General features: G+C 68.3%; 15 protein-coding genes and 1 pseudogene. 9 read left to right on the forward strand and 7 right to left on the reverse strand.

Annotated features, from left to right (window positions below):
- The first annotated feature begins 271 nt into the window (after positions 1 to 271).
- The gene (locus tag ACNJ7K_RS05590; protein ID WP_159416992.1) at positions 272 to 2,416 is read left to right on the forward strand and encodes an N-acetylmuramoyl-L-alanine amidase; all 2,145 of its coding nucleotides are present in this window, start codon (positions 272 to 274) and stop codon (positions 2,414 to 2,416) included.
- A 25-nt stretch (positions 2,417 to 2,441) separates the two neighbouring features.
- On the opposite strand, the gene ACNJ7K_RS05595 is transcribed toward ACNJ7K_RS05590, so the two are convergent.
- Positions 2,442 to 3,305, reverse strand: coding sequence for an HAD family hydrolase (locus ACNJ7K_RS05595; protein WP_404817782.1), 864 nt, complete (start codon positions 3,303 to 3,305; stop codon positions 2,442 to 2,444).
- Between the two features lie 4 nt (positions 3,306 to 3,309).
- The gene (locus ACNJ7K_RS05600; protein ID WP_230789698.1) at positions 3,310 to 4,125 is read right to left on the reverse strand and encodes a lysophospholipid acyltransferase family protein; all 816 of its coding nucleotides are present in this window, start codon (positions 4,123 to 4,125) and stop codon (positions 3,310 to 3,312) included.
- 282 nt (positions 4,126 to 4,407) lie between these two features.
- Between ACNJ7K_RS05600 and ACNJ7K_RS05605 the strand changes: the two genes are divergently transcribed.
- The 3 genes and pseudogenes from ACNJ7K_RS05605 to ACNJ7K_RS05615 all read left to right on the forward strand — a co-directional run.
- Positions 4,408 to 5,958, forward strand: a complete 1,551-nt coding sequence (locus ACNJ7K_RS05605; RefSeq protein WP_159416994.1) for a Rieske 2Fe-2S domain-containing protein — start codon at positions 4,408 to 4,410, stop codon at positions 5,956 to 5,958.
- Between the two features lie 72 nt (positions 5,959 to 6,030).
- Positions 6,031 to 7,020: an ABC transporter substrate-binding protein gene (locus ACNJ7K_RS05610; RefSeq protein ID WP_159416995.1), complete on the forward strand. Its 990-nt coding sequence runs from the start codon at positions 6,031 to 6,033 to the stop codon at positions 7,018 to 7,020.
- A 184-nt stretch (positions 7,021 to 7,204) separates the two neighbouring features.
- A pseudogene (locus ACNJ7K_RS05615) lies at positions 7,205 to 8,104 on the forward strand (enterochelin esterase domain-containing protein); the annotation flags it as partial.
- Between the two features lie 29 nt (positions 8,105 to 8,133).
- Here the strand turns inward: ACNJ7K_RS05615 and ACNJ7K_RS05620 are convergent.
- A complete protein-coding gene (locus tag ACNJ7K_RS05620) occupies positions 8,134 to 9,333 on the reverse strand; it encodes an MFS transporter (RefSeq protein ID WP_487041329.1) in 1,200 nt (399 codons plus the stop codon).
- Positions 9,334 to 9,425: 92 nt separating this feature from the next.
- Between ACNJ7K_RS05620 and ACNJ7K_RS05625 the strand changes: the two genes are divergently transcribed.
- A complete protein-coding gene (locus ACNJ7K_RS05625; protein WP_006553428.1) occupies positions 9,426 to 9,926 on the forward strand; it encodes a PaaI family thioesterase in 501 nt (166 codons plus the stop codon).
- Positions 9,927 to 9,945: 19 nt separating this feature from the next.
- On the opposite strand, the gene ACNJ7K_RS05630 is transcribed toward ACNJ7K_RS05625, so the two are convergent.
- From ACNJ7K_RS05630 to ACNJ7K_RS05645, 4 genes are read right to left on the reverse strand one after another with little or no spacing between them, the layout of a single operon-like run.
- On the reverse strand, positions 9,946 to 11,292 hold the full coding sequence (locus ACNJ7K_RS05630; RefSeq protein WP_159416998.1) for a glutamate-1-semialdehyde 2,1-aminomutase: 1,347 nt from the start codon (positions 11,290 to 11,292) through the stop codon (positions 9,946 to 9,948).
- A 2-nt stretch (positions 11,293 to 11,294) separates the two neighbouring features.
- Complete coding sequence (locus tag ACNJ7K_RS05635) at positions 11,295 to 12,575, reverse strand: GNAT family N-acetyltransferase (RefSeq protein WP_487041330.1); 1,281 nt, start codon at positions 12,573 to 12,575, stop codon at positions 11,295 to 11,297.
- The gene (locus tag ACNJ7K_RS05640) at positions 12,562 to 14,130 is read right to left on the reverse strand and encodes an oligosaccharide flippase family protein (protein WP_120281063.1); all 1,569 of its coding nucleotides are present in this window, start codon (positions 14,128 to 14,130) and stop codon (positions 12,562 to 12,564) included. The genes ACNJ7K_RS05635 and ACNJ7K_RS05640 overlap by 14 nt, the downstream gene beginning before the upstream one ends.
- A 47-nt stretch (positions 14,131 to 14,177) precedes the next feature.
- A complete protein-coding gene (locus ACNJ7K_RS05645) occupies positions 14,178 to 15,569 on the reverse strand; it encodes a polysaccharide pyruvyl transferase family protein (protein ID WP_106200799.1) in 1,392 nt (463 codons plus the stop codon).
- A gap of 208 nt (positions 15,570 to 15,777) precedes the next feature.
- On the opposite strand from ACNJ7K_RS05645, the gene ACNJ7K_RS05650 reads away from it, so the two are divergent.
- From ACNJ7K_RS05650 to ACNJ7K_RS05665, 4 genes are read left to right on the forward strand one after another with little or no spacing between them, the layout of a single operon-like run.
- Entirely contained in the window at positions 15,778 to 17,289 is a 1,512-nt protein-coding gene (locus ACNJ7K_RS05650) for a P-loop NTPase family protein (protein ID WP_159417001.1), read from the forward strand.
- A complete protein-coding gene (locus ACNJ7K_RS05655) occupies positions 17,286 to 18,791 on the forward strand; it encodes an O-antigen ligase family protein (RefSeq protein ID WP_159417002.1) in 1,506 nt (501 codons plus the stop codon). Before ACNJ7K_RS05650 ends, ACNJ7K_RS05655 begins: the two co-directional genes overlap by 4 nt.
- Positions 18,788 to 19,873, forward strand: a complete 1,086-nt coding sequence (locus tag ACNJ7K_RS05660; RefSeq protein ID WP_487041331.1) for a glycosyltransferase family 4 protein — start codon at positions 18,788 to 18,790, stop codon at positions 19,871 to 19,873. Before ACNJ7K_RS05655 ends, ACNJ7K_RS05660 begins: the two co-directional genes overlap by 4 nt.
- Positions 19,852 to 22,182 carry a glycosyltransferase gene (locus tag ACNJ7K_RS05665; RefSeq protein ID WP_487041332.1) on the forward strand — a complete coding sequence of 777 codons (2,331 nt, stop codon included), beginning with the start codon at positions 19,852 to 19,854 and terminating at the stop codon, positions 22,180 to 22,182. The genes ACNJ7K_RS05660 and ACNJ7K_RS05665 overlap by 22 nt, the downstream gene beginning before the upstream one ends.
- Positions 22,183 to 22,185 lie beyond the last annotated feature (3 nt).

The following is a 22,185-nucleotide window of genomic DNA, read 5'->3' on the forward strand; positions in this document are numbered from 1 at the left end:
CGTTGCTCCCTCGTTGTCGCTCTGGGCGCGAACTCGTGATCCGCGATATCGGACAATTTCGACCGATCCTCAAGCTCAGGTTGAGGCTTAAGGTTTGCTGCGTCTAGTGTGACAAGAGTGACGGAGCTAGGCAACAAATGTCACAGAAGCAACACAAGAATCACGAGTTACAGAACTTTCGTGTCCGAACCGGACTACGGAAGCGACACGTAAGGGACGATCCGAAGTCGGAACCGTCCGCTGGAGCACCAACGACAGGGAGTAGCAAACAGTGCCGCATCGCCGCCCCAAGCCGTCGATCGTCCTGGGTGCCGTCGCCGCCCTGGCCGTCGCGACGCCCTTCGCCGTCACCGGGCTGACCAGCACCGCTCCCGAGATCCGGAATGCCAACGACACCGTCGAGGCAGTGGCACCCGATATCGCGGAAGTCGTGCTCGCCTCGGTGCCCGACCTGATCATCCCGCTCGAGGAACTGACCGGTCTCAACCTGCCGGACCTCAGCCTGAAGGAGATCGTCGACGGCCTCCCGCAGATCACGACTGCTCCCGACCCGAACGGCGGACTCGTCCAGCGCGTCGGTGCGACCGTCAAGGAACTCACCCGCGACACCCCGTTCAGCCTCGTCGCGCTCGCCGCCGAGGACGTCGCCGCCACCGACGCGCTCATCCGCGCGCAGAAGGACGACGGCAGCTGGGGTCCCTGGACCGCGACCGAGCCGATCGAGACGCGCGCCGACGACGCCACCGCCGAAGGACGCACGGGCACGGAGCCGATCTACGTCGGTGCCACGCGTGCGGTGCAGGTGCTGCTGACGCCGCGTCCCGGCCCCGAACCGAATCTTGCCGGCGCGGAGGCCCCGCCGGCGCCCGAAGCTCCTGCTCCCGCTCCCGAGGCACCCGCCCCTGAGGCACCGGCGCCCGGAGCTCCCGCTCCTGCAGCACCGGTGGAGGCCCCGGTCCCCGTCGACGAGGCACCCGCGCCGGTCGCTGCACCCGCAGCCGATGCGCCCGACCTCGGATACGTGCCCGCGTCCTCGTCCAAGCCGCTGCGCGAGAACCCGCTGCAGGCAGCCGCCGAAGCGGTCAGTGCCGTGCTCATCTCGCCCGGCAGCAGCGAGGCGGACGCGCGACTCGAGGACATCGCGAGCCCGCTCGGCAACTCCGGCCTGAAGGTGATCACCCGCCAGCAGTGGGGCGCCGACGAGTCGATGCGCTGCCAGACCCCGACCTACGACGACTCCCTCGGTGGCGCGACCGTGCACCACACCGCGGGCAGCAACAACTACTCGAAGGCCGAATCGGCCGAGATCGTGCGCGCGATCTACGCGTACCACGCACGCACGCTCGGCTGGTGCGACATCGGATACAACACGCTCGTCGACAAGTACGGCCAGATCTTCGAGGGTCGCGCCGGTGGTCTCGAGCGCAACGTGCAGGGCGCCCACTCGGGTGGTTTCAACGAGAACACCCACGGCATCGCGATGATGGGCGACTTCTCGACCCAGGCCCCGCCGCAGGCCGCAGTGGAGTCGGTCGGCAAGTTCCTCGGCTGGCGACTGGCACGGGCGGGGCTCGACCCCAAGGGTCGCACCACCATGTACTCCGAGGGCACGTCGTTCACTCCGTACCCGCGCGGCACGGCGGTCGACCTGCCGATCATCTTCGCGCACCGCGACGTGGGCAACACCAGTTGCCCGGGCGACGCCGGTTACGCGCAGATGGGGAAGATCCGCGACATCGCCGCAGCCGCGGCGAAGGGTGGCGGTGGCAGCCCGCAACCGTCGAACCCGCAGCCCTCGAACCCGAAGCCGTCGAACCCGCAGCCCTCGAATCCGTCACCGTCGAACCCGTCGCCGAACGTGCCGGACGTCAACGTCGGAGCGCTCGCCTCGGGCTCGGCCGACACCGCCGAAGGTGTCGTCGACGAACTGATCCGCCTCAGCGGTCACCCGCTGGTCCAGAAGTGGCTCGCCGAGGGCGGCGAACTCGGACGGCTCGGTCAGGCGGTGACCTCGATCCTTCCCGCGGTCAAGAGCGGTTTCGAACGAGTGAATTTCGTCAACGGTGCCATCTACACGTCACCGAACGGCGGCACGTGGACGGTACTCGGCGAGATCTACAAGGCGTGGGAGAAGAACGGACTCGACGCTGGTGAGCTGGGGTTGCCCACCAGCGACGAGTACCGGGTGCCGGACGGTTGGCGTTCGGACTTCGAGTTCGGCTCGCTGATCTTCAACGAGGTCACGGGTGTCGTCACCAAGGTGCTGCGCGCCTACGACGACGCCTACGACCAGGCGATGCAGGATCAGCCGGCCGACGTCGCAGGACCCGCACCCGAGGGTGCTCCTGCGCCCGAACCCGGACCCGAACCGGCACCAGCGCCGGAACCGGCACCCGCACCGGCGCCCGCGGGCTGACCCGCAGCGCACCGGTAGGAACGAGTCACCGCCACCACCGTTCGAGAACGCGGGCCACCCCGTCCTCGACGTTGGTGGCGGTGACTTCGTCTGCGACCGACTTCGCGTCCGGATGCGCGTTCTCCATCGCCACGCCGTGACGCGCCATCGACAGCATCGGGATGTCGTTGGGCATGTCGCCGAAGGCCACGAGATTCTCGTGGGAGACACCGAGCATCCGGGCCATCTCCTGGAGACCGGACGCCTTCGTGACCCCCGCCGCGGAGATCTCGATGAGCCCGTGGGTCGTCGAATAGGTCACGTCGACCAGCCCGTGCAGTTTCGGCACGAGAGCCTCCGCCATCTCCCGGCTGGTCGCGCCGGGGAGCCGGACGAGCAATTTGATGGCCGGCTCACCGATCACCTCGTGCTCGGCGAGTTCGGTGTTGTCCGGATTCAGCCAGGCGTGTTCGTAACCGGGAGCGCTGACGAACTGCGGCGTCGCCGCGTCGTGGGCCCGCTCCCCCACCCGCTCCGCGGCCAGACCGCAACCGGGAAGCACCGACGAGGCAACCTCGGCGAGCCACGCCAGTTCGTCGACCTCGAGCACCGCGGCGCTGAGCACACGGTCGGTGGAACTGTCGTAGAGCACGGCACCGTTCGCGCACACCGCCATCGGCGCGTAGCCCAGTTCCTCGACCACCGGCGCGATCCAGCGCGGCGGGCGGCCGGTGGCCAGAACGAACGGAACACCGGAGTCGACCACCGCATGCACCGCGGCGCGGGTCCGATCGGACACCTTCTCGGTGTCGTCGATCAGGGTGCCGTCCACGTCCGTGGCCACCAATCCGGGACGCGACGCGTCCGTGATGTGGTCCCGATACGGCTCTCGACTCGACTCTGCGTTCACTCCGTCATTGTGCCGAAGTACCGCGGTCGCCGCCTGCGTCGTCGTTGCCGCTACCGGCAGCACCTTCACGGGCGGCACGTTCGCGTGCCTTCCGCGCGCGGCGCTCGGCGGCCGCGGCCTCGTCCAGGGCGGTCGCCTCCTCGAGGGTCGGCGCGGATCCGCCCAGCCGGCGGGGCACCCAGTAGGCGCCGGCCTCGTGGGTGTAACCGTCCTGGACCCGGTGGAGCATCTCCTCCATGGTCGCGTGGAGCTGCGCGGTCATCTCCGCTGCCGGCTCGAACGGTTGGATGGGGGCGCCCACCTCGATGGTGATCGGGGTGTTCGTACGTCCGAGCCGCTTGGGGTGGCCCTTCGTCCACACCCTCTGCGACCCCCAGATGACCATGGGGACCACGGGGACACCGGCTTCGTTCGCCATCCGCGCCGCGCCGGACCGGAACGCCTTGAGCTCGAAGCTGCGGCTGATCGTCTCCTCCGGGAACACACCCACGAGCTGCCCGGCACGCAGCGCCTCGACGGCGAGACGGTAGGACTCGCCGGCGTCGCCGCGGTCGACGGGGATGTGCTTCATCGCGCGCATCATGGGGCCGGAGATCTTGTGGTCGAAGACTTCCTTCTTCGCCATGAAGCGGATGTACCGCTTGGTGACCCGGGCGGGGATCCCGGCGTAGGTGAAGTCCATGTAGCCGGTGTGGTTGATCGCGATGACCGCACCACCCGTCGCCGGGATGTTCTCCGCCCCGGTGATCGCGAATTTCAGCCCTTGCGCTGCGAAGAGCGTGCGGGCGACACCGATGATGGTCCGATAGAAGGGTTCCACGCCGGTCAGCCTAGCGGGGCCCGGTGGAGGAACGACCGTGATCATCGTCGAAAGGCGATGCTGTGCGCGGCGACCTCGAATCCTTCGATGCCGCGGCCGCCTCCGTCACCCCGATCTCGGAGGTGTACACGAGTGTGACGATTCCGATCGTCGAGGCCGGTACACCCCGTGACCTGGTGGTCCTGCTCACGACGGGTAGCAACGGGTACTGCCTGGGCGCAGTGGACCGACTGGCGGCGCCTACCCTGGTAGGCGTCGGTCAGCACGTCAGGAGGGTACGAAGTGCAGATCACCAGCGTCGGACACGCCGGTTTCCACATCCAGACCGAAGCGGGGTCCATCCTGTGCGATCCGTGGGTCACGCCCGCGTACTTCGCCTCGTGGGTGCCCTTCCCGGACAACACCGGTCTCGACTGGGACGCTCTCGGCAACGTCGACTACCTGTACGTCTCGCATCTGCACAAGGATCACTTCGATCCCGACACGCTGAGCAAGCACGTCAACAAGGACGCGACCGTCCTGTTGCCCGATTATCCGGTGCCGGACCTGCGTCGCGAGCTCGAGAATCTCGGCTTCACGAAGTTCTTCGAGACCACCGATTCCGTGAAGCACACGGTAAGTGGTCCCGAGGGCGATCTCGACATCATGATCATCGCGCTGCGCGCGCCGGCCGACGGACCGATCGGCGACTCGGGCCTGATCGTCTCCGACGGTGAGTCGACCGTGTTCAACATGAACGACGCGCGGCCGATCGACATGGACGTCATGCACGAGGCGTTCGGGAAGATCGACATCCATCTGCTGCAGTACTCGGGCGCCATCTGGTACCCGATGGTCTACGACATCCCGAAGAAGACCAAGGCCAACTTCGGCAAGCAGAAGCGCCAGCGCGGCATGGACCGTTGCCGCAGTTACATCGACCAGGTCGACGCGACGTGGATCGTGCCGTCTGCCGGTCCGCCGGTCTTCCTCGACGACGACCTGCGCGACCTCAACGACGACCACGGCGACGAGGGCAACATCTTCCCCGACCAGCAGGTCTTCCTCGAGCAGCTGCGCATCCACGGCCGCGAGGGCGGCCTGCTCATGATCCCGGGTTCGGTGGTGGATCTGAAGGGCAGCGAGCACATGACGCTCACGCACCCGATCCCCGACGAGCAAGTCGAGGCGATCTTCACGAACAAGGCCGCCTACATCGAGGACATGGCGCAGCGTTTCGCTCCGGTGATCGCGGCGCAGAAGGCGACCTGGGCTCCCGCCGAGGGTGAGCCGCTGCTGTCCGCGCTCAAGGCGAAGTTCGAGCCGATCATGGCGCAGTCCGATCTCATCTGCGACGGCATCGGCTATCCGGTGGGTCTTGTGATGGGCGACGAGACCGTGGTGCTCGACTTCCCCAAGCGCGTCGTGCGCGAACCCATCGAGGGAGAAGGCAAGTACCGCTACGGTTTCCGCATCGCCCCCGAGCTCGTGCGCACGGTTCTGCGCGACGACGAGCCCGACTGGGTCAACACGATCTTCCTGTCCACCCGGTTCACGGCCTGGCGCATCGGCGGCTACAACGAGTTCCTCTACACCTTCTTCAAGTGCCTGACCGACGAGCGCATCGCGTACGCCGACGGCTGGTTCGCCGAGGCGCACGACGACTCGGCGTCGATCGAGTTGGGCGGCTACGAGATCCAGCGTCGCTGCCCGCATCTGAAGGCGGACCTGTCGAAGTTCGGTGTCGTCGACGGCACCACGCTGACCTGCAACCTGCACGGCTGGCAGTGGGATCTCGAATCGGGCCGCTGCAAGACCTCGAAGGGGCACGAACTGCGCAGCAGCAAGTTGTGACAACGATGACGGCACAACCCGCGAGTTAATTAGTTTAGGCTTACCTAGTCCTTACGTTGTGGAAGGTGAGTCTTGAAGTCGCTCCGTCGTGTCGTGCCGCTACTGGCCGTCCCCTTGGCCCTGACCGTCGCCTGCTCGGGTTCGTCCGATCCCGCAGGCTCCACCGAGCCTCCGGGAGAGAACCGAACCGTCAGTGTCGCCGACCGGTTCGGCGAGGTCACGCTCGACGAGACACCCGAACGCGTCGTCACCCTGTCGGTTTCCGACAACGACGCCGCTCTGGCGGCCGGAGTGGTGCCGGTGGCCATGACCGCTTCGGTGGTCCGACCCGTCATGCCGTGGACCGAGGATGCGGTCACCGAACTCGGAGGCACTGTCCCACCCTTGCTCGAGTTCACCGAGGTGCCCGTCGAAGAGATCGCCTCCTACGAACCCGACCTCATCCTCGCCACGGGAATCGAGCTGGAGAACTCGGTGTACGAGCAGCTTTCGGCGGTCGCCCCCACCCTTGCGCGTGCAGACGAGAAGAAGGCCGACAGTTGGACGCAGCAGACGCAGCGTGTCGCCGAACTGTTCGGGGTCCGCGACGAGATCGACGCGCGCATCGAAGCGGTCGAGACCGAATTGGCGTCCGCCAAGGAGCAGCATCCCGAACTCGACGGCGCGACCTACGTCGTATCCCTCCTGCATTCCACCGACCGGGCCGGATTGCTGACCGGGCCGGATTCGGCGACGAGCCAGCTCTTCGGTGACCTCGGACTCGTACCGTCCCCTGCCACCGAGCAGTACGTCGCGCAGGGCAAGGACAACCAGATCAGCCCGGAGAACTTCGACCTGTTCGAAGCGGACGTGTTCATCGGCTATTTCCCGGACGAGTCGTTCCGCGAAAGCTACTCCGCCATGCCGGTCTTCGCGTCGTTGGACGTCGTTCGGGAGGGTCGTCACTACGTGCCCACCGACGAGGAGTGGCGCGCCTTCCGCTCGACGAGCCTGCTGAGCATGGCGTGGCTCGGTGAGCAGTTGCCCGAGAAGATCGCCGCTGCGGTCCGCGGCGACGCCTGACGCCATGACCGACGACACCGGCGTGCCTACCCCATCTCCTCGGAAACGGCTGCCCGCCCCGGATCGCAGTGCCGTCACGCCTCCCGAGGCTGCCTACCGCTCGCGCGTGATCGGGGACGGTACGCCGGTGTTCACCGCCGACGACGACGGCTGGATCGCGACCTTCACGGTGAGCGCAGACCGGATGCCGCCCTTCACCGCCGAGGTGTTTCTCGACGTCAACTGCGTGACCGACCGCAGCCGCATCGCCGAGGGCACGATGCGGCGCGATCCGGACGGTCGGTCGTGGACGCATTCGGTCCGGGTACCCAGCGCTTGGCGTGGTTCCTACGCTTTCATTCCGTCGGCCGGCCCGATCGACGGACCGGAGGACGGAGAGAACGAACGCGAATGGTGGATCCGGTTCCGTCGCAATGCAACCGGGACCCGAGAAGGTGCAGCTCCCGATGCACCACCACAACGCTTCCGGACGGGAGAGCCGCCTGCGGGAGATCTTCACACCTCGATCGTCGTGCTCGACGGAACCCCGCGCCGCGTACACACATATCTTCCGCCTCTACCGGGACGGGGCACGGTACTGCTGTTCGACGGCGACGAGATCCTCGCCCACGGAGTACTCGCCGCCTTCGACGGCACCGCCTCACCGGCACGTGTCGTGGCCGTCGAGCACGTCGGTGCCGACGGTCCGGCACGCAACGTCCGTGCCTCCGATCTGACCGCCAACCCGCGCTTCCGGGACGAACTGCTCGCCCTCGTCGACGAGCAGGTGATCGTCGGCGGTTGCTCCTACGGTGGTCTCGCGTCGATGTTCTTCGCATTGACACGCCCGGACATCGTCGCCGGTGCGGCGTGTCTCTCACCGTCGATGTGGTGGCACGACGACCGGGGGCGCGACGTTCCGACGATCGCCGAGGCCGATCGTGGTGGCAGGGTGCCCATCTTCTGCGAGGCCGGCTCACTCGAATGGATGATGCTCGACGAGATCGACTCGGCTGTGAGCCGTCTCGGCCGTGCCGGGCATCCCGTCCGTTCCGCGCGGTTCGCCGGCGGCCACGACTGGGTTCAGTGGCGAGAGCGGCTTCCCGCCCTCGTGGCCGAACTGCTCCCCGACCCTCATGGGCCGGAGAATGGAGCCGAGCGCGCTGCGGGCAACAGTCTCGGCGCGACCACGCCCAGCCCGACCAGCGGGAGCACCGTCACCGCGACCAGCACCGCCATCGGCAACCACAGCGAGCCGAGCGCGTAGGCAGCGAAGATCGCCACCGACAGCACCTCGCTCGTCAGGCCGACGACGGAGGAGACGGTCGCCCGGGCGCGACCGGACATCGTGTCCTGCAGGCGCGCCTCGGCGACGATCGCCACGTTGTGCAGCGCGCCGTAACCCACGCCGATCGCCGTGAATCCGGCGATCCCTCCGGCGAGTGCACCACCGGCGATCAATGCCGATCCGACGATCACGACGGCACCCATGGTGCGGCCGCTCATCGTCGCAGTCCGTCCGGCGGTCGCGGCACCGACCACCTGTCCGACGGCCGTCAGCGCGACCAGCACCGGCACGAATCCGGTCTCCGCTCCCGATTCGCGTGCGAGGAGAGCGAAGTACTCGTCGAAGGCGAGACAGGCGAGCAGGGCGGCCGCGAGGACGACCGATCGTCGCACGGCCCGGTCGGTGCGGATCTCGGACGTGCCGGCCCGCAGCGACGACATGTAGCGGACGAGGACGGTGTCGCCGCTGCCGGCGATCTCGTCGGCCTCCTCCACCTTCGGTGCGGCGGGAAGCGTTCCCACGAGCGCGATGTCGACGACGGTGATCGCGACCGACACCCAGCCCACCAGGGCGTAACCGCCGAGTTCGAACAGCGGTGCCGCCGTGAGGATCGCGACGAAGACGCACGTCATCTCACCCGCGTTGGCGTATCCCATGATCGCCGCGTACCGGTGTTCGCACCCGCGCGCGGCGAGTTCGTCGTAGACGAGGGCCTCGAAGGTGCCGGATTTCAACGACTCGCTGATGCCCCACAGGACGAAGCCGAGCGCGAACCCCCAGTAACCGGGCCACACCAGCCACATCGTGAACGCGGCGGTGAGCAGGGCTCCGCTGCCGAACAGCAGACCGCGACGGGAGACGGTGTCGGCCCACGCGCCCGACGGCACCTCCGAGACGAAGGCGACCACCGACCACAGGACGAACAGCGACGAGATGGAGCGGGTGTCGAGACCGTGATCCTCGAACAGCAACGCGTACAGGCCGTAGAGCGGCACGAACTCACGGACGGACGCGTACGCGACCACCCGCGCGGACAGCGAGGTCACCGGGTCGGATCAACATCGACGGCGCATGCAACGAGAATGGCACGCCCGGCTCCACATGTCACCCCTCCGGAGGTGGGATACGGTCGGTCATCGTGAGCACGGACGAGCAACAGCAGCGGCAGCGTACCTACACGTGGGAGGACCCGGCACCGACGTCGGCGGCCAACCGCGACATGCACGGACTCGACTTCCTGCGCGGGCTGATGGACGGGACGATCCCGCACCACCCCACCTCCCGCACGCTCGGTTTCACCGTCACCGATGCCGGCGAGGGTTTCGCCGAGGTCACCCTCGAGCCGCAGGAGTTCCACGCCAACGCGGTGGGCAGCATCCACGGCGGTGTGCTCGCCACCCTCTTCGACACCGCGATGGGCTTCTGCGTGTCGAGCACCCTCGAGGCCGGGGTCGGGTACACGACCCTCGACCTGCAGGTCCGCTACGTCCGCCCGGTGCAGACCGGGAAGGGTGTCATCCGTGTGCAGGGCTTCTGCGAGCACACCGGACGGCGCACGGCGACGGCGCGCGGTGAGGCCCGCGACTCGGAGGGCCGCCTGCTCGCGACGGGCTCGACCACCTGCCTGATCCTGCGCTGACCGTTTCCTGCACCGACCGCTACGGCAGTCGGCGCGGGGCAGCGAAGCGGCGGAGCGCAGGCGCCACCGGCCGTCCGCGCAGGAGACCCCGGACGCTCCCGGCGTCGATCGCCTTCCGGTACACCACGAGCGCCGCTTCCACCGCGGCGACGGTGAGGTCGATGTCGTCGTCGGTGTGGGCCGCCGACACGACGAACGACTGGCCCAGGACCCCGCGGTCGAGCAGTTCCGCGAGGAACAGCGTCCGGTACTCCTGCGAGGGCGTCCCGTCGGGTCCTCGCGTCGAGAACACCAGGCAGGACGGTCTGCCCTCGACCCGGACGTACTCGTCGAGTCCCATCTCCGCCGAGAGCGCGTTCACCGCGGTGGCCAGACGCGTTCCGGCAGCCTCCATCCGTTCGATCGGCCGCTCGGTCCCGTACGCACGTACCACTGCACGGAAGGCTGCGAGCGACGCCGCTTCCGGTCCGTGGGTGGTCGAGAGCAGGAAGACCCGTTCGGCGTCGGTCCCGAGTCCGCCGAGTTCCATGTACTCGCGGCGACCGGCGAGCGCGGAGATGGGGAATCCGTTCCCCATCGCCTTGCCCCAGCACGACAGGTCGGGCCGCACGTCGTAGACCGACTGCGCCCCGTGCTCCGACCAGCGGAACCCGGTGATCATCTCGTCGAGCACCATGAGCGCACCGTGGCGATCGCACAGCCGGCGCACTCCCTCGAGGAATCCGGATGCGGGTTCTGTTGTAGCAGTGGCCGCTTCGAGGACTACGCACGCCACCGGATGCGACGTGAGGGCAGCGTCGAGCGATGCGAGGTCGTTGTAGCGGAAGCGCAACGTGAGCGATCGCGAACTCTCCGGGATGCCCGCGCTCATCGGCGTGGTTCCGATGAACCAGTCGTCGACGGAGAAGAAGGGGTGGTCGCAGACCGCGATGTGATCGCGCCCGGTGACGGCGCGCGCGAGACGGACCGCCGCGGTGGTGGCGTCGGATCCGTTCTTGGCGAACTTGACCATGTCGGCGCCGGGCACGAGCGACAGGAAGTCCTCGGCCGCTTCGACTTCGAGGAGGGTGGGACGGCTGAAATTCGTCCCTCTCCGTACGGCTTCGGTGACGGCCTCGACGACCGGGCGGTAGCCGTGTCCCAGCGTCACCGACCGCAGTCCCATCCCGTATTCGACGTAGCGGTTCTCGTCGACGTCCCACACGTGTGCGCCGTCCCCGTGGGTGAGGATCGGCGTCATGTGTTCGGGATACTGGTCCGGGCCGCGGGCATAGGTGTGGGCACCTCCGGGCACGAGTTCGTGGAGGCGCCGCTGGAGGTGGGCGGATCTGTCGAATTTTGCTGATAGGTCGACGGATTCGGTCATCGTCATTCTCCCGCGGGGGTTGCGTGATCGAGTTTGTATGTCTCGTTGTCTGCGCTGCCGTCCGCGACCTTGGCCCACAGGTCGAGATCACGCAGCCGGTCGTCGTGTGTGGTGATGCCTCGCATCCGTCCTTCGAGGGTGAGCCCGAGCGCCTTCGCGAAACCGGCTGCCACCGCGTTGCAGGAATCGACCCCGGTCTGTACCCGCTCGATGTTCAGCACCCCGAACGCCCGGTCGAGCAGCCATCCCGCTGCCTGCAGGAGCGCCCGGTGACTGTCGTCGCCGGTCGCGTCCACACGCAGTGTGGCGTCGTGCCGGACGAGATCGATCGGTTCGAAACCGACCGTGCCGAGGTGCCGGCCGTCCTTCTCCACGCGGTATCCGAAGGCGTGCCCCGACCAGCCCGCCCACGGTGAGCTCGGTTGCCACATCCCTTCCAGGACGGCGTCCTCCTCCCGGCGGTGTTGTCGCAACAGAGGAGCGGACAGGGCGTGGACCGGTCGCAGGATCAGCCCACCGACGTGAGCAGGTGCCGCTTGCAGCGCTGCTCGTCCGGGAGCCAGCCGTTTCGCGGTACCGAGCACGTAGCGGCAGCCGGTCGCGAGACTTCTCGGCGAGATGCGCCGGTCGACGGAGCACACCGGCAGGACGAGGGGAACCGAGGGATCGGACCACTGCGCGGTCAGTCCCTCGCCGGGCACCCGATCGGCCGTCATGGCGAACAGGATGTGGTCCTTGCGACGGCCCCCTGCCGCGAAGGACTTCTTCATCGTCGCCTCCCGGACGAACCCGAGCCGGTCCGCGCCGCGGGCGGCCGGGAGGTTGTCGACACAGATCGGCGCGGTGAGCCGGTACAGCCCCAGGGCGGTGAACGCGTGGTCCATCAGGATCGATATCGCCAGGTGCCCGATGACCCGGCCACCCACCGCCGAGTCCATCCAGATACCCAGCTCCGCGGAGCGGCTCACGTGATCGATGCCGAACAGGTTGACCTGTCCGGCGAAACGCCCGTCGACCTCGATCACGAAGCCGCGCGATCGGCGGCAGGATCGCAGGTGCAGGCACTCTTGCACCCATTCCTCCTGGGTGTGCCGCGCCTCCCAGGACAGCTCACTGGCCGCCCAGAACGGTTCGATGATGGCTCGGTCGCGCAGCCGGATCCGGCGCCATTCCCGATGGTCCGAGAACCGCGGGGGCCGGAGCCGGACCACCTCCCCGGACCGCGCGACCGCGGCGAGCTCGGCGGAGCCGTGTTTCTCGGGATGGGTTCTAGGAATCGACACGGGTATCCCTCCTCGTCCTGACGGCGGTTGCGGCAAGTCGGCCGACCGTGCCGACCAGGTCGGTCGTGGCGGATCTCGCGAACACGCCGAGCGCCAGAAGATAGGCGGCTGCGAAGACGAGTGCGTCGAGTGCCAGCAAGGCGACGGCGACGAGGGTGGGGTGCGTATCACTCTGTGCGAGATGGTGTTCGAACAACCAGAGCACTACCGTCGCGACTGCCGCGGCGGGCAGCGGGGGAAGAATCGCACCCGCGAGCTGCGAGAGCGACACCGGGATGCATCTCTTCGCGAGGGCCATGACGACGATCCCCACGACGATGGCCGTGATCGACACGGACAGTGCTGCTCCGACGAGGCCGAAGAATCCGACGAACACGAGCAGGAGCACCAGACCCACACCGACCTCGGTGAGTGTGTACCAGTTCAGCAGGCCCGTCCGGCCGCATCCCTTGATGATCTCCTCGCTCACGCAGATGAACGCCTTGCCGAGGCTGAGACCGGCCAGGGCGACGACCACCGGTCCGGCTCCGCGCCACGGCTCCCCCAGCACGACGACGACGGCGGGTGTGCCGGCGGCGATCATCAACCCGGAACACGCGGCGGCACCGATGGTCGCCCACTGCAGGGCGCGCAGATAGGCCGAGACGAGCCTGCCTGGGTCCTTGGCGATCCGTGAGAAGGCAGGAAACAGTGCGACCGAGCCGATCTCGATGATCGCCATCGCCGGGATCCGGGCGATCCGCTGGCCGTACCGGAAGAAGCCGAGGTCGGAGGCGCTGAGTCCTCGGCCGACCACCACCGCCTCCGTCGCCGCCTGTACGCGCGAGCCGATCATTCCGAACACGAGAGGTGCTCCGTATCGGGCGAGTTCGCGCCAGAGGGCGAACGAGGCGCGACCGCGACCCGGCCGCCAGCTGGTGATCGACCAGACCGACACCACCAGGGTGATGTACGAGACGTAGGTGCCGGCCACCATGCTCCACACACCCCAGCCGAGAGCGGCCGTCGACACCGCGACCGTTGCGTAGCTGACGGCGACGGCGGGACCGACGATCAGCCGCCTCTTGACGCTGAACTCGCGTTGCAGCATGGCTTCCGGCACGTTGGCGACCGAATAGACCAGCAGTACTCCGGAAGTCGCGGCGGCGACCAGCCCCGCGGTGGTGTTGTCGAAGATCGCCCCGATCACGGGTGCGGCCACGAGCGCGCCGATGCTCATGACGATCCCGGCCAGCAGGGTCACGCGGAAGACGGTCTCGGCCGCGTCGGCGACGTCGGTGTCGCGCTGGATGAGTCCCGACCGCAGTCCGCCTTCGACGAATGTGCCGAAGAAGGTCGTGAGAACCGTTCCCGCGACGAAGATGCCGATCTCGGCCGGGGTGAGCAGGCGTGCGAGGGCGACGGTCTGAGCGAGCGAGACCAGTTCGCAGAAGAGCAAGGCGACGGTCGACGCGCCGGCCACCCGTCCGATCGAGGACATCAGCGACCGCCCGGAGGGGCCGGTCTCCACCGTCCGGCCCGCAGGGTCCGTCTCTTCGGGGGTCGTGCTGCTCACTCCGGCGACATCCTTCCGACCTGTACTGCTCGGTGATCCCAGTGGTCTCAGTGGTTCTCGACCCGCGCCCGTTCGGCGAGCGCGAAGACGTGTTCGAAGGCCACGTGTCCCAGGCGGATCTGCTCCCGGGCACGGGCACGCAGACGACCGCGGACCTCGTCCGCCTGTTGCCAGGAGGTGCGCATCGCATCTGCGAGTTTGGTTCCGAGCGCGGGATCGTCGAGGTGCAGCAGGGTGAGGCCACCGCCGAACATGTCCTCGAGGCCGCGGAACTTGTCGTCGTAGTAGCGGGTCGACGACAGGGCGACCACGGGGATTCCCCGCGAGAGCGCGAACACCGCGAGGTGGTAGGCGCCGGTCACGAGGACGCGGCACCTCGACACCTGTTCGACGAGCTGTCCGGGTGAGGTGTACCGGGGTGGCGGTTCGGCCACCGAGTCCGCTCCGCGCACGATGGGCAGCGTCGAACGACGGTCCTGGGAGCGGTATTCCGCGATGATCAGCGGCACCAGCGTCGAGGAGTACTCGGTGGCCACGGCCTGCACGACCCTGCGGACGGTGTCGCGGGCGATCTCCGAGACGGGTGCGTAGGCGGCGAGACGCAGGCACACGCCGATGTCGGTTCCGGGGCCGGTGTCGCATTCGGTGTAGGCGAGTTCGATCGCGTCGTCGCCGGTGACGAGGATTCGATCGTCCGGCACACCGGCCCGTTCGAGGATGGCCGGGCCGCGAAGGTTCTCCCGCAGGGAGACGAAGTCGACGCGCGGCATCACCTCGGCCGCGCGTTTCTGCAGGAGGGGGTCGTCGAGCGGTCCGAGGCCCTGGCCGACCATGGTGACGGGAACACCGTGGTCGCAGGCGTGCTCGATGAGGGTGAAGACACGGTGGGCCTGGGCGGCATCGGAATCGGTGATGTAGCCGCCTCCGAGCACGAGCAGGAGGGAGGCCTTCTCGACGGCGGCCGCGCTGCCCGGGTGCACCGGCCGGCGAGCGGCCGCCTCACTGGCGGAGACGGGCGCTTCCACGGCCTGTTCGGACGGGAGACGCGTGCGGACGAGCCGCTCGAGCCGCCGGCGCAGTCCGCGTGCCTTCTGCGGGAACCACACCCGGAAGCGGACCATGCCGAGGGCGATCGGGCCGACGATGTGCGGTCCCAGTGCAGCGAAGAAGTCCTCGGCGACCGTCGGCTCGGCCCAGGGGTCGGTCGAGAGGACGGTGATCCCCTTCGCCGTCGGGTGGTAGGCGCGGAGCAGGAGCGGGACGTCGGTGAGCACGCCGATCTGCGCGTCGGGCCATCTGCGACGCAGGCGCGTGATCGTGACCTCGAGCATCGCCAGGTCGCCGTTGTTGCGAAGCCAGTACTCGCTGCTCTCGATGAGAATGCGGACCGGCCGCGCGGCCGGTTCGTCCGAGTGCAGTCCGAAATGATTGTCGATCATCCGATGATCCGATCCTCGATGAGAGAGGGTCCGGGAGTCCCCGGCGGTGCGGTGTAGCGAAGCATACTCAGAATCAGGCTCATGGGTACGGTTCGAATCCATAATCCACCAAACTTGGGATTTAACAAACTAGAACTCTGCTCTATCCTGTAAAAAGATACTCTGAGATTGTTTTGAAGCGTCGTCTCCCGAGGACCTGGGGTACCCCATGACACACACGAACACCACGACCGACGCCGATACGCTCGACACGGCGACGACCGTCGGGATCCAACTTCAGCGCATCCGCCACTTCTGGCCCCTCGTCCTTCTCATCACGCTCGGAGCCGTGATCGCGTCGGCCGTGAGCACCTACACCGCCGAGCCGAGCTACACCGGCCGGACGGTGCTGATCGTCTCCTCGCCGGGACGTGTCCCCGAGGAGGACGCCGTCATGGTGCGGGGCTACATCGATCTGTTCAATGATCCCGCCTACCAAGCGCGACTTCGGGATTCGACCGACCTCCCGCCGGGCACGACCTTCGAGGCACGCACCGCCGCCGCGAGCTCGATGATCTTCGTCGAGGCAACGGCCGGTACCGATGTGGGAGCCAAGGACGCCGCCCTGGCCCTGGCCACGAACTTCCGGTGGGACGTCGACGCGGTGCGGCGGGCCGAGAAGGACGCCTCCCTCGATGCACTCCGCAGCCAGCTGGACGAGCGGCGCAGACTGCTCACCGAAGGTGCGGATCCCGCCTACACCACCCAGCGGATCATCGAGCTCGAGACGCTGATCCAGCAGTTGCAGGGCGACTCGACCAACCAGCTCCAGATCCTGCAGCCCGACGCCGGCATCGCGATGTCCGAACCGAGCATGTCCCGCAACGTGCTGGTCGGACTCCTCGGCGGCCTCGTCCTCGGCTCCGTCGCCGCAGTTCTCGCCGCCTTGTTCTCCCCCACCCTCGGCACCTCCCACGACGTGCACACGAGGACGGGAGTGAATCCGGTCGTCGAGATCCCTCGCGGGGGAAGCCGGCGCAAGGGCCGCGCCCGGCATCTCGGCTTCGTCCGCCTCGCGACCCGCGCCGGACATCGCCAGGTACCGCGGCCGGGGACCCTGGCCGTCGCCTCGCCCACCCGGACACCGGCGACCGGCCAGGTGGCACGGGCGATCGCCGAATTCTGGGCCGGTGAGGGCGAGCGCGTCGTCCTGCTCCACGCCGACATGCACACCGTCACGGTGCAGGAACGCACCGCGGCCGACGATGCCGTCACGGTACGCACGGCACTCGTCCGGGATCTCCTCGACGACCCGGACGCCCCGCTCAACCGCGAACGGTTCACCCACCTCCTGCGACGGCTCCGGGCCGATGCCGACCTCGTGATCGTCGAGGTCCCGCCGCTCACCGAGGACCCCTTCGCCCACTCTGCGTGTGTCGTGAGCGACCGCACCGTGCTCGTCCTGGATCGGCGCTCGGGACGGGTCGGTCCCACCCGCGAGGCTGTCGAACTGCTCGCCGACGCCGAACTGCTCGGCGCGGTCCTCGTCGACCCCCGCACCGGACGCTCGCTCGTCCGCCGTCTCTTCCGCCGCGACAAGCGGGGCGAGTCCCTCGCCACGGTGCGCTACGAACGGATCGACAGCCTCGGCCCCGACACGACGGCGATCTCGTCCAACGGCCACCATCCCGACCGGGACGCCGCGACACTGCTGTCCGGCAAGCCGGGTGCAACACCATGACCACCGCAGGAACCGTCCGGCCGGGCATCCGATCGTCGGGAGCCCGGTTCGGACGCGCGGCGCTCACGGCCGCCACGGCTGCGGGCCTGCTCGTCGCCGCGGCCCTGGCCGCATTCGTCCTCCCGGGCGAACTGCTTGCGCTGATCCTGCCCGGGGCGGTGGGACTGGCCGTCATCGCCGCGGCGGTCTACCACCCGGCCACCGCGGTGCTCGTGCTGATCGTCGCAATGTTCTTCCGGCTCCCCACACCCGAGATCCCCATGCTGCCCGTCGATCTGTTCGTCTTCCTCTTCGCGGTCGCGCTGGGGTCGTTCGGGCTCTGGATCACCGTGCGCCCCGATCGCATCCGGCAGCTGGGCATGCTCGAGATCTTCATGGGCCTGTTCGTCCTGTGGAACTTCTGGTCGATGTTCGCCTCGCACCGCTTCCCCGCGGTGGTTCCCCTGACGAGTCAACCCACCTCGGTGTCCCGCTTCATCATCATCGGCACGGTCATCCCGTTCGCCGTCTTCGTCATGGGACGCCTGAGTTTCGACCGGGAGCGTGCGGTGCGGGGCATGCTCTGGACCGTCACCGCCATCGCGGCGTTCTCGGCGATGATGAGCATCTTCCAGCTCAAAGGCCCGACCGCTCTGGTGTGGCCGCGCTACATGCTCGAGAACGAGCACTGGCCGGGCCGCGCGGTGGGTGTCACCAATCAGCCCGTCGGCAACGGGACGATCCTCATCTTCGGATTCATCGTCACGGTCGTCCTGGCCTCGCAGAGATCCGAACCCGTCTGGCTCCGGCGCCTCGCCGCCGTGATCGCCGTGGCCTGCGCCTACGGCGTCTTCCTCACCTACACACGCGCGGTGTGGCTGGCGTTCGGGATCGTCGTCCTCGTCGGACTGCTGTGCGCCCGCGGCTTCCGCCGCGCCTTCGCCCTGACGGCCACGGCGATGGTGGTCGCGGTCGCGATGAACTGGTCGACCTTCACCAGCGCCGACCGGAAGGCCGGCGGCGTGGGTTCGACGAGCGAGATCCACGACCGGCTCAACGCTATGGCGACGGCCTTCTGGGCGATCCGCGAGGAACCGCTCACCGGGTGGGGTGTCGCGCGTTTCGTGTCCGTCAACACCTTCTTCCACCGGGCGTGGGGACCGAGCATCCCGTGGGAGGGCGGATTCGGTATCGACGCCCACTTCACGGAACTGGGGATCTTCGCCGAACTCGGCATCGTCGGTGGTCTGTTGTGGATCACGGTGCTCGTGCTGCTCGTCGTCCAACTCGTCCGCGCCTACCGCAGGTTGCCACCGGGTCGGCTCACCGGGCAACCGCTCGCGATCGCGGCCGTCCTCGCCGTGCTGTGCCTGCTCGTCACCGGGTTCACCGCCGAACTCCGCAATTTCGATGTCACCAATGCGATGGCACTGCTCATCGCCGGTGTGGCGATCGGATGGTCCGACCGGTTCGTCCCGCGGAAGCGGGATCCCGAGAGATCCCCGGAGGAGGTCTCGTCATGAATGCCCCACGGGCGCTGTGGGTCTCCACCAGCACATCGACCCGAGGCGGTGTCGCCTCGTTCGTCCGCACGATGCAGGGAACCGATCTGTGGAGCGACTGGCACATCGAACACATCGGCACCCATCGCAACGGTTCGATCCCCCTCCGGATCGTCGCCTTCGCCGTCGGGCTGGTCTCGTTCACCTACACGGTGATCCGGAGGCGACCCGACGTCGTACACCTCCACACCGCCTCGTACGGAAGCTTCGTCCGGAAGGCCACGCTGGCATGGATCGCACGCGCCGCCCGCATCCCGGTGATCCTCCACGTCCACGGCGCCGAGTTCCACCGCTTCTACTCCCTGTGCCCCAAGCCCGCCCGGACCGTCATCCGCGCGACCCTCACCGAGGCCGACGCGGTGATCGCACTCGGGGAGAGGTGGGCGTGCCGCCTGCAGGAGATCGCACCCCGTGCCCGGATCGTCGTCGTGCCCAATGCCGTCCGGCCCCGGACGCCCGTCTCCCAACGGCCGGACGGGCGACCGGTGAACGTGCTCTTCCTCGGCGAGGTCGGTGAACGCAAGGGCACCTTCGTCCTGCTCGAGGCATGGGCGCGACTCGCGCACGAAGGAGCGGTCTCCGGCGCGCACCTGACGATCGCGGGTGACGGTGCCGTGGACGCGGCCGCACAGCAGGTCGCCGAACTCGGTATCGACGACACCGTCACCATCGCGGGATGGACGGCACCCGAGAAGGTTTCCGGACTGCTCCGGGACAACCGGATCCTCGTGCTGCCGTCCCGGAACGAAGGTCAGCCGATGGCGATCCTCGAAGCCATGGCGGCCGGGCTGTGTGTGGTGGCCAGTCCGGTCGGCGGGATACCCGATCTCGTCGACGCCGATTCGGGAATCCTCGTCCCACCCGACGATCCCGACGCCCTCGCCGCCGCCCTCCGCAAGGTCGTCACCGACGACGCGGAGCGGGCCCGCCTCGGCGCCGGCGCCTGGCGCCGGGTGTGCACGGAATTCGACGTCGACGTCGTGTCACGGCGTTTCGACACCCTCTACAGAGAGGTCGGCAGATGTCCCGTCCGCTGCGACTGATGTACGTCGTGCCGGATCTGGGTGTGGGCGGCGCCGAACGGCACGTCACCACCCTGCTCCCGCGACTCGACCCCCAGCGCTTCACCTCGTGTGCCGTTTGCATCGGAGAACCCGGCGCGCTGTTCTCCGATCTGGTCGAATCGTCGATTCCCGCAACGGCGCTGCGCAGGACCAAGCGGCAGATGGTGCGCGCCCTGGTCGATCTGGTGCGGGAGATGTGCCGGTTCCGTCCCGACATCGTGATCACGCGGGGATACAACGCCGAGACGCTGGGACGGGCGGCGGCCTTCCTCGCCCGCGTCCCGCACGTCGTGGTGTGGGTCCACCACTGCGGTGATCCCGAACCCCGCGGCCGGCTCCGGCGACTGATCGACCGGTGCCTCGATCCGCTCACGGACTCCTATTTCGGTGTGGCCGAGGCACAGCGCGCATTCATGACCGACGATCTCGGCTACCCACCCGAGAAGATCACCGTCGTGTACAACGGGGTCGATCCGTCGCTGTACGACACCACCGACGATCGCAGCGTGCTGCCCGAACTCGGCGTGCCCGCGGATGCTCCCACCGTCGGGATCGTGGCGGCACTGCGTCCGGAGAAGGACCACGCCTGTTTCCTCCGCGCCGCACGGCGGGTCGTCGACGTGCGACCCGATGTCCGTTTCCTCGTCATCGGCGACGGTCCGTGCCGCGAGGACCTCGAAGCGATCGCCGACGCCGCCGATCTGCGCGCGAACGTCGTCTTCACCGGTGCGCGCAACGACATCCCGCGCATCCTCCGTGCCCTGGATCTCGTCGTCCTGTCGTCGTACAGCATCGAGTGCTTCCCCATGGCCCTGCTCGAAGCCATGGCATCCGGCCGCCCCGCGGTGTGCACGGCCGTCGGCGGCGTCCCCGAGATGCTGGTCGACGGGGTCACCGGCCGGCTCGTGTCTTCCCGCGACGAACGAGCACTCGCCGACGGGATGCTCGAACTGCTCGACGATCCCGAACTCGCCCGCAAGATGGGGCGGGCCGCGCGGGAACGCGTGGAATCGGAGTTCACACTCCACCGAAGTGTCGCGGGCGCCCAGAGCGCCCTCGTGGAAGCCGCACGGTCTCGAATTGTGCGACCCGCACGGTCTCGAATTGTGCGACCCGCACGGCCGACGGAGCACGCAGAGCGGACGGATCCCGTCCGCCTCACGCTCGTGCTGGACCAGACGTTCGTCGGGGGCGTCGAGGTCCTCATGCTCGAGGTGTTCCGGCACCTCGATCCGTCGGTCGTGCGCCCCCGTCTGGTGTGCGTGCGCGAAGCCGGCCCGCTCGCCGAGGAGTATCGGCGCGCGGGATTCGAGGTGGAGGTCGTCCCGCGATCCGGCCGCTACGACCCGCGCCGGTTGACGCGGCTCGTGCGCATGCTGCGTACCGACCGCACCGACGCCGTGCTCGTGACACACCACCACCACGCCGCTCTGGCGCTCGGCAGGCTGGCAGCGCGCCTTGCCATGACACCCACGAATCTCGTTGCCGCGCACGACATGGATCTGACGAGCATCGGCAAGCGGTGTCTTCCCCGGTGGGCCGTGTCCACCCTCTTCCTCTCCGATGCCCTCGTGTTGCTGGGACCGCGCCAGGGCGACTATCTGCGCCGCGAGGAGGGGGTCGCCCGCCGGCCGTGGTCGCGCACACGAGAAGTGGTCATCACCAACGGGATCGACATCGGTGACCCGCCCACCGAGGAGGACCGCGACCGGGCACGCGCAGCGCTCGGGCTGTCCCCCGACGCGTTCGCCGTCGGTATCGTCGCGCGGTTGAGCCATCAGAAGGCACACCAGGTGCTGTTCGAGGCGGTGCGGATCGCCGCACGCACCCGTCCCGAGCTGCGACTGCTGATCATCGGTGGCGGCGAGAGAGAATCCGAACTACGGTCGCTCGCCGGCGATCTCGGTATCTCCGGCCGGACCGTGTTCACGGGTGTGCGCCGCGACGTCCGAGCACTGCTGCCGGGACTGGACGTGTCGGCGCTGTCGTCCGTCCACGAAGGTGCACCCATCACGGTCATCGAGGCCATGGCCGCCGGTCTTCCGGTGGTGGCCACCGAATGCGGCTGCCTGCCCGACATGGTCACCGACGGGACCGACGGCTTCCTCGTCCCGGTCGGAGACGCCGCGGCACTCGCGGAACGACTGTGCGTGCTGGCCGCCGACCGGTCACTCGCGCGCCGCCTCGGCGCGAACGGCCGCGAACGCGCGGAACGCGAGTACCGGATCTCCCGGACCGCACGGTCGTTCGAGGCCCTGCTCACCGAACTGACGGGCCGGTCGAACTGACGG

The sequence above is a fragment of the Rhodococcus shunpengi genome (genome assembly GCF_048381395.1).
Classification (GTDB): Bacteria; Actinomycetota; Actinomycetes; order Mycobacteriales; family Mycobacteriaceae; genus Rhodococcus.